The organism is Salidesulfovibrio brasiliensis JCM 12178 (assembly GCF_001311825.1).
Lineage (GTDB): Bacteria > Desulfobacterota > Desulfovibrionia > Desulfovibrionales > Desulfovibrionaceae > Pseudodesulfovibrio > Pseudodesulfovibrio brasiliensis.
Genome location: NZ_BBCB01000111.1, coordinates 1 through 7,826 on the forward strand (window position 1 = coordinate 1; position 7,826 = coordinate 7,826).

7 protein-coding genes and 1 pseudogene are annotated in these 7,826 nt (G+C 59.3%); 2 read left to right on the top strand and 6 right to left on the bottom strand.

The window, feature by feature from the left end; genetic code table 11:
• Nucleotides 1-252 precede the first annotated feature (252 nt).
• From dsrP to JCM12178_RS16085, 6 genes and pseudogenes are all read right to left on the bottom strand, one after another.
• Nucleotides 253-1,478, bottom strand: a pseudogene (gene dsrP / locus JCM12178_RS16060) (sulfate reduction electron transfer complex DsrMKJOP subunit DsrP).
• A 12-nt stretch (nt 1,479-1,490) separates the two neighbouring features.
• Complete coding sequence (gene dsrO / locus JCM12178_RS16065) at nt 1,491-2,276, bottom strand: sulfate reduction electron transfer complex DsrMKJOP subunit DsrO (RefSeq protein WP_054652872.1); 786 nt, start codon at nt 2,274-2,276, stop codon at nt 1,491-1,493.
• Nucleotides 2,276-2,653, bottom strand: a complete 378-nt coding sequence (dsrJ, locus tag JCM12178_RS16070) for a sulfate reduction electron transfer complex DsrMKJOP subunit DsrJ (RefSeq protein WP_054652875.1) — start codon at nt 2,651-2,653, stop codon at nt 2,276-2,278. Before dsrJ ends, dsrO begins: the two co-directional genes overlap by 1 nt.
• 13 nt (nt 2,654-2,666) lie before the next feature.
• On the bottom strand, nt 2,667-4,307 hold the full coding sequence (gene dsrK / locus JCM12178_RS16075; protein ID WP_054652877.1) for a sulfate reduction electron transfer complex DsrMKJOP subunit DsrK: 1,641 nt from the start codon (nt 4,305-4,307) through the stop codon (nt 2,667-2,669).
• 47 nt (nt 4,308-4,354) lie between these two features.
• A complete protein-coding gene (gene dsrM / locus JCM12178_RS16080; protein ID WP_054652879.1) occupies nt 4,355-5,392 on the bottom strand; it encodes a sulfate reduction electron transfer complex DsrMKJOP subunit DsrM in 1,038 nt (345 codons plus the stop codon).
• Between the two features lie 54 nt (nt 5,393-5,446).
• The gene (locus tag JCM12178_RS16085) at nt 5,447-5,971 is read right to left on the bottom strand and encodes an RsbRD N-terminal domain-containing protein (protein ID WP_054652881.1); all 525 of its coding nucleotides are present in this window, start codon (nt 5,969-5,971) and stop codon (nt 5,447-5,449) included.
• 310 nt (nt 5,972-6,281) lie between these two features.
• On the opposite strand from JCM12178_RS16085, the gene JCM12178_RS16090 reads away from it, so the two are divergent.
• Nucleotides 6,282-6,731 (top strand): DUF2318 domain-containing protein, encoded by a 450-nt coding sequence (locus JCM12178_RS16090; protein ID WP_054652883.1) that lies wholly within the window; start codon nt 6,282-6,284, stop codon nt 6,729-6,731.
• Nucleotides 6,732-6,743: 12 nt separating this feature from the next.
• Nucleotides 6,744-7,826: ABC transporter permease (locus JCM12178_RS16095; RefSeq protein ID WP_054652885.1), on the top strand; the 1,083-nt coding region annotated here is incomplete at its 3' end.

The following is a 7,826-nucleotide window of genomic DNA, read 5'->3' on the forward strand; positions in this document are numbered from 1 at the left end:
AAGGTCGGCCCGCTTGTGGGCCGAAACCCACAACAAAACGGATCCCGCTTCCCGTCCCTCCCGCCGGAAGGCGGGCAAGAAATCCATCACTATACCGCCCGCAGGCATGCCGATCCACCCAATGCTGCAACATATTTCAACGGTGCTCCTCAAGCCGCCGCAAGCAAGCCCCTGAAGGACCAGAAATGAAAAAGAAAAGGCCCCGTTTCAAGAGAAACGGGGCCTTCGAGGTGGTGACGGTAAACCGCTGATCTAGGCGGCTTCTTCGGCGGGTGCGCATTCGCACTCGTCTTCGGAGGAGCAACCGCAGGGCAGCGCCTGGGACTGTCCGAGGTCTTCCTTCACGCTGGTGGCGATCTTGAAGAGCACGGTCACAACCAGTGCGCCGATGGCGTAGATCATGGCGGAGATGATCAGTTCCTTACCGGTGGGCCAGTAGGGAGTGATGGTTCCGAACGGAGTCGGGTTGAAACCGCCGATGAGCAGACCGAGGCCCTTGTCCAGCCAGGTGGCGAGGATGAGCAGGCCGAGCGCCCAGGGCAGCAGCTTCATGTTGTTGCGCAGCTTCGGCGGAATCAGCAGAGCCAGCGAAGCGACAGCGCAGATGATGAAGGTCCACATGTAGGGAACCAGTTCGTGATGGCCGTGTTCACCTGCGAAGAGATACGTAATGGAGTGCGTATGCCCCGGCAGGTTGGAGTAGTAGGCGGTGAAGATTTCCAGCATGAAGAAGAACATGTTCACGACCATTGCGTAGGTGATGATCTTCGTCAGCGTGGAAATAGCCTTCTTGGGCATCTGGAACGAGGTGAACTTTTCCGTTGCCTTCATGACCAGCAGCAGGATGGCCGGTCCGGAGCAGAACGCGCTTGCCAGGAAGCGGGCGCCAGAATGGCGGTAAGCCAGTAATGGCGGCCGGGCAGGCCCTGATACAGGAACGCGGTCACGGTATGGATGGAGAACGCCCAGACAATCGAGATGATGATGAAGGGCTTCACCCACTTAGGATGCGGAAGACGCATGCGGTCGGCTTCGAGGCAGACCCAGCCGCAGAGCAGGTTCAGGAACAGGTAGCCGTTGAGAACGATCATGTCCCAGAACAGGATGGAGTTCGGCGTGGGGTGCAGGATCACGTTGAGCATGCGCTGCGGCTGACCAATGTCGACCACGATGAAGAGCAGGCACATGATACAGGCTGCGATTGCCATGAATTCGCCAAAGATGACCATGTGCTTGTTGGGCTTGTACTTATGGAAGTAGTACGGAAGCACGATCATCACACCGGAAGCCGCCAGACCGACGAGGTAGGTGAACTGGGAGATGTAGAATCCCCAGGATACGTCACGGCTCATTCCGGTGATTTTCAGACCAACCATGAGCTGGTTGATCCAGACAGCACCGCCGATGGCGATGATGACCATCAGAAAGCCGATCCATGCATAGTACCTCGGGGAACCTTTCAAAGCTCTTTCAAGCATATCTGTCCTCCCCTATATGATGTAGTAGACGCTCGGCTCGGTGCCGGCGGTAGGTTTGCGACGCAGGGTGAACCTCTCGCGCAGCACCTGACGCACTTCGGACTCGGGATCGCTGAGATCGCCGAAGTACATGGCGCCCTTGCTGGCTTCGACGCAGGCCGGGCGTTCGCCCTTGGCCAGACGTTCGACGCAGAAGTTGCACTTTTCAACCACACCGCGCATGCGGGTGGGGAACTTCGGATCCAGTTCCTTCAGTTCGGCTTCAGTGAAATGCTCGCGCGGTTCGCTGAAGTTGAAAGAGCGGGAGCCGTAGGGGCAACCGGCCATGCAGTAGCGGCAGCCGATGCAGCGATGGTAGTCCATGGCCACGATGCCGTCGGGGCGCTTGAAGGTGGCCTTGGTGGGGCACACGCGCACGCAGGGCGGGTTGTCGCAGTGGTTGCACAGCAGCGCATAGGCACGGCCCTTCACGGCGTCATCCAGATGCGGATTGAGCTGCTCGGTGAAGGTCTCCTCGTAGCTGCCGGGCCAGAGCCACTTGACGTCCTGATTCGAATCGATATTCGGGACGTTGTGGATCTTGTGGCAGACATCGATGAGCGGCTGCAGAGCTTCCACGGTGTTGAGCTTGGTGGTGTCGATGACCATGGCCCAACGCTTGGCGGAGAGGCCCTTGGGGTTGGTCATGATCGGGGCTGCGTGGCCGCCGCTGGCTGCCTTGGCCACATTGGGGGCCACGCACAGGGCGGCTGCCGCGGCACCGGCAAACTTGATGAACTTTCTTCTGTTCTGTTTCATTATTTCAGACCCTCCGGCTGAATGTGGCAGTCCCAGCAGTAGGGAGAGACGCCGGCGTCGTTGTGACACTTGTCGCAGAAGTCCGCCTTGTTCTTGTGGCAGTCCATGCAGGTGTTCTGCAGGCTGATCTCGAACTCTTTGCCTTCGTGGTTCACGTAGACACGCTTGCCGTCGCGCAGAGCCCAGTCACGCCACTCGTCCAGAAGCTGCATGTGCTTGGTGCGCATGAACTCCAGAGACTCGACACACTTCTTTTCCTTGGCCGGAAGCTTCAGCTTCGGCTGCTTGTAGGCCTTCCCCATATTGAAGGCAAAGGGGGAAAGCAGCAGCCCGATGAATATGATCAGGCCAATGATGATTTTTCCACCGTAATGCATTGCTTACTTCCTCCTAAGCGTTCGGGGGAGTCCAATCGTCATCCTCGTCCTCGAAACCGGGGAGCGGTTCCTGACGGAGGTCCATCGTACGCTGTTCTTCACCGGGAAGGATCAGCGCGTTACCCACGAGTTCGTGAGTGCCGCAAATCTCGACGCCGGGAGCCCAGTAGTTCGCCAGGGGTATCAGCGTTGCACGGTCGATGGCGCAGATGCAGGCCATCATGTTGACGTCGTGCTTCTGCTGGACGTAGCGCAGGGCGTTGCCGCGGGGCAGGCCGCCGCGCATGCGGATTTCCATGATTTCGTCAGTGTTCAGGCCCGAACCGCCGGCGCAGCAGAACGTCTCTTCGCGGATGGTGCCCTTGGGCATCTCGAAGAAGTTGTTGCAGACGTTCTTGATGACGTAGCGGGGTTCGTCCAGAAGGCCCATGGCGCGCGCCGGGTTGCAGGAATCGTGGAAGGTGACCCGCAGATGGTCGTTGCGGGACGGGTCCAGATTCAGCTTGCCGTGCTTCATCAGGTCGGAGGTGAACTCCGTGATGTGCACCATCTTGGTAGCCGCGGCGTTGTGGAACACGGTTCCGGTCACCGGGTTCTTCGGGGTGATCATCTGGGGACCCTGATTGTCGCCGTTCATGGTGTCCATGTACTGGTTGATCACGCGCCACATGTGGCCGCATTCGCCGCCGAGGATCCACTTGGCGCCGAGGCGGTTGGCTTCGGCGTACATCTTGGCGTTGAGCTTCTTCATCATCTCGGAAGAGGTGAAGAGCCCGAAGTTACCGCCTTCGGATGCGTAGGTGGACATGGTGTAGTCGAGATCAAGGTAGTGGAAGAGCATCAGGTACCCCATGAAGGTGTAGATGCCCGGGTCCGCGAAGACGTCACCGGAAGGGGTGATGAAGATGATCTCGTGGCCCTTTTCGTTGAGCGGGGCCTTGACGCGCACGCCGGTGACTTCCTCGATGTCGTCCACCATGAACTCGACGATGTCGGCGAATGCATGGGGCTGGATGCCGAGGTGGTTACCGGTGCGGTTACAGTTGGAGACGGGCTCCATGATCCAGTTGATGCCGATGCCGCAGAGGTGCAGCAGTTCGCGCGCCATCATGGTCACTTCCGCGGTGTCGATGCCGTAGGGGCAGAACAGCGAACAGCGACGACATTCGGTGCACTGATAGAAGTAGATGAACCACTCTTTCAGCACGTCCTCTTCCATGACGCGGGAGCCGGTCAGCTTGCTCAGAATCTTCCCGGCCAGGGTGAAGTCCTTGCGGTAGATGGAGCGCATCAGCTCGGCGCGAAGAACGGGCATGTTCTTGGGGTCGCCGGAACCGATGAAGAAGTGACATTTGTCCGCGCAGGCGCCGCAGCGCACGCAGATGTCCATGAACAGTTTCAGGGAGCGATACTTCTCGAGCCTTTCCACGAAACCCTGGTGAACGATGTCGCGCCAGTTCGGCGGCAGTTTCCAGTCCTCGTCTTCCGGGGACCACTCGCGCGGGTTGGGGAAATTGATGCTCTTCAGAATCTCCGGCTTAGCCGGGTAGCACCAGTTTCCGGGCGAGAAATCCACCGGGGTTTCCATCCAGCCGGTTGCCGGCGGAGTGTAGTCTATGCTCTTGAAGAGTTCGTCAGCTTTGGGAACAGCCATATTCCTCTCTCCAGTCGTTAAAATTGCTTACCAGTCCGAAACCGGGCCTAGGCCTCTTCGGTGCCCTTGGCGTTTTCCGGATTGTCCAGAGGCAGCCCTGCCTCGGCCATCATCGGACCGAAGTCCTTCTCATAGGCCTCGTAGGAGTGAGGCTTGATGTTCGGATCGTTCCACGGGTTCACGTGGTGGCGGATGCGGGAGTCGTTGGGCATGTTTCGGGTCGGGGACAGGAACACGCCGCCGAGGTGCATCAGCTTGCTGAACGGGAAGTAGGCCAGCAGCACGCTCACGAGGAAGACATGCACGTAGAAGGACACGTCGATGTTCGCGGGAACGTGGAAGTTGAAGGTGGCCAGACCCATGGTCAGTTCCTTGATGGCGATGACGTCGACCTTGGCGTAGTAACGCATGTAGATGCCCGACGCCGCGATGCCGATGATCAGGAACAGCGGAAAATAGTCGTTGACCAGGGAGATGTAGCGCAGCTTGGCGTCCGCGAGCCTGCGGAAGAGCAGGAAAAGCAGACCGGCAATGATCAGCAAGTCGGACTGATACAGCACCGGGGCTCCGATCTGCAGGATGCCGTCCATGAACTCGGCGCCGTTCACGAAGAACGGGATGGGCTCGAGGAACAGGCGCAGGTGGCGGATCACGATGACCAGGAAGCTGTAGTGGAACAGCAGGGCGAACAGCCACAGCCACTTGGCGGAGGCGTATGCCACCACGGGTTCGCCCTTGACTTCGTGCAGCGAGGCCGAGCTGTTGCGGAACAGGCTGCGGAAGGTCAGGATTTCCAGAGCCATGCGCACGAAGGTCTGGAAGCCGTTGGTGGGGTTGTCCCACTTGCTCTGTTTAAAGGTTTCGGGGTCATAGGCGTACTGCTGACCGCCGGTGGTGGGGATGCTGAAAGGAACCGGGCTCTTGCCCCATTTGAAGATCCTGTAGGCAAAGCCCAGAATGAAGATGACGAACGCCGTCATCGGGATACAGACACCGAATATCGTATTCAGGTGCCCCAGTCCCACCCCGAACAATGGGATGAAGACCAGAAGAAAAACGAAGAGGAGTGAGTACAAAGCATTCATCTACCGTCACCTCGCTTGTATTTTGGTCCCGCGAACTCTTCGCGGAGACCGCCTCTATTCCTCGGCCTTTCCGGCCGTTACGTCCGAAACGCAGTTGGCGCGCCGAATGATGTTCCGGTGCGCGCGCTTGACCTCGTCGACGCGCATGGCAAAGATTTGCTCACGCGTTTTGGAGTAGATGTCGAAGGCCATCATGACCATGTTGTCGATCTTGGCCTCGAAGCGGAGCAGCTCGCCGAGCGTGCCCGCCTTTTCCATTTCCTTGAAGTAGGCTTCCCGCAGCACTTTCTTGAGCATGAACAGGAAGCTGAGCGCCTGTGACGGGGAGAACTCCTGAACGGAGCGGATTCGGATGAGTCTGTCGAGGGAGGCGGCCATGGCGTCGGCATCATCCCAGGCGATCAGGTGGTCGATGAACTCGTCCACACACCCGACAATGGTTTCGCCCACGGGATTGTTGAACCCTCCCCCGGACTTCCAGATGCGCCGGGTCTCCTCGGGATAGCTCCCCAGGATGGCGTCCACCCATTTATCCGCGATGGCTGCTCGGTCCGCAGCAACGCGTTCCTCCATACTCATACTTGCAGACAGCTCCTACAATAAAAATTCCGCGCATGAACAAAACCCTCCCCCAAAGCTTCTGATCACGTCGCGACAGGCAAGGATAATTGTGAAAATCCTCACGTAAATGATGCAAGTTCATATTCCAGATAGACTAGGAAAGGTCAAGGTTTTTGCCAAAAAAACCGGGTTCTCCAACCCCTTCCGACACCTTCTCAAGCCTTGAATGGTGCGCGTTCCCGGTCGATAGCAAAAAACCTTGCCCCGGATACTTGCCAGCCGCGTCTTTAATGTATACCTCTGCGGTATGAAAAACACGGAGACACCCATGAAACGATTTGCAGCCACCGCGCTGACCTTCGCCCTTGTCCTGACCGCAGGCTACGCATACGCGTTCTTCGGCCTGTTCGAGGACAATACAGTAACCGCTGAGAACGGCGTCATTTCCATCCCCACAGCGGAAGTTTCGGACGGCCAGGCGCACCACTTTTCCTACGAAACATCCGGAAAAACAGTAAAATTCTTTGTCATAAAGAGCCCGGACGGCGTCCTGCGCGCCGCCTTTGACGCCTGCGACGTCTGCTGGCGCGAAGGCAAGGGATACTCCCAGCAGGGGGCCGTCATGATCTGCAACAACTGCGGGCAGCAGTTCCACACCACCCGCATCAACGAGGTCAAGGGCGGCTGCAACCCCGCTCCCCTTGAGCGCACCGTTCGAGACGGAAACCTGATCATCAAGGAAGCTGCCCTGTTCGAGGGCATGCGCTATTTCCTCTAACCGGGACGCACCATGAACCTGCTCACCATTCCCTGGCGCAACGCCCGCCGCAAGTGGGTCAAGTCCGCCCTGCTGCTCGGCGTTTTCGCGCTGGGTGCCATGTCCATCACCGCCCTTTCGCTCGTGTCCAGAGCCGTGGGTGACAGCCTTGAGGAAAAGCTGACCGCCTTCGGCGCCAACATTCTCGTCACGCCAAAATCGGAAACCTTGACAGTCAGCTATGGCGGCTTCAGCATGGGCGACATGCGCTTCGGCGGAGACCGGATTGACGTTGGACGCTCCATGGCTGCCATCGACAGTATCGAGCTACGCCAGAACGTCAGCGTCGTGGCCCCGAAACTGGTGCACCTTGCCCGGTTGAACGACACCCCTGTCGGGCTCATCGGCGTGAACTGGGAGCGCGAACGAAAGCTCAAGGGCTACTGGGGCGTCAAGGGACGCTACCCCGAGACCCGATCCGAACTGCTGGCGGGATCGAAACTCGCCGAACGCCTCGGCCTTGCGCCGGGCGACACCGTGCAGGTAGATGGCCACACCGCCCGCATAAGCGGCGTACTCATGCCCACGGGCAGCGACGACGACGCCGTGCTGCTCACCGACATCGGCTTTGCGGGGATGCTGGCAGGCACGCCCGGAAAGGCCACGTTCCTCGAAGTGGCCGCCCTCTGCGCCGGGTGTCCTATCGAGGACATCGTGCACCAGCTGGCCTCGGCCCTACCCGGCACGGACGTGACCGCCATGCAGCAGGTGGTCCGCCAACGCATGTATTCCATTACCTTTGTGGAGCGTCTTGCGCTGGCCGTGAGCGTGGTGATCCTGCTCATCGCCTGCGCCTCGGTGGGTCTCTCCATGCTCTCCTCGGTGAACGAGCGCGTGCGCGAGATCGGGCTGCTTCGTTCGCTTGGCTTTTCCAGGTCCGGGGTGTTCGGCATCTTCTGCTTCGAGGCCGTACTCATCGGCCTGCTGGCAGGGATGGCGGGATATGTTTCCGGCTGGTTCCTCAGCCTCGAAATCCTCTCCGCACTGGAAGCGGGCGGCACCATCGCCTTTTCCGCGTCGGGCCTCGGCCTCGCCGCGCTCTGCTCCGGCCTCGTG

What these genes read in the sequence shown, in the direction of transcription:
- dsrO (WP_054652872.1), bottom strand. Translation starts at nt 2,276, where the DNA reads ATGAAACAGAACAGAAGAAAGTTCATCAAGTTTGCCGGTGCCGCGGCA.
- dsrJ (WP_054652875.1), bottom strand. Translation starts at nt 2,653, where the DNA reads ATGCATTACGGTGGAAAAATCATCATTGGCCTGATCATATTCATCGGG.
- dsrK (WP_054652877.1), bottom strand. Translation starts at nt 4,307, where the DNA reads ATGGCTGTTCCCAAAGCTGACGAACTCTTCAAGAGCATAGACTACACT.
- dsrM (WP_054652879.1), bottom strand. Translation starts at nt 5,392, where the DNA reads ATGAATGCTTTGTACTCACTCCTCTTCGTTTTTCTTCTGGTCTTCATC.
- JCM12178_RS16085 (WP_054652881.1), bottom strand. Translation starts at nt 5,971, where the DNA reads ATGAGTATGGAGGAACGCGTTGCTGCGGACCGAGCAGCCATCGCGGAT.
- JCM12178_RS16090 (WP_054652883.1), top strand. Translation starts at nt 6,282, where the DNA reads ATGAAACGATTTGCAGCCACCGCGCTGACCTTCGCCCTTGTCCTGACC.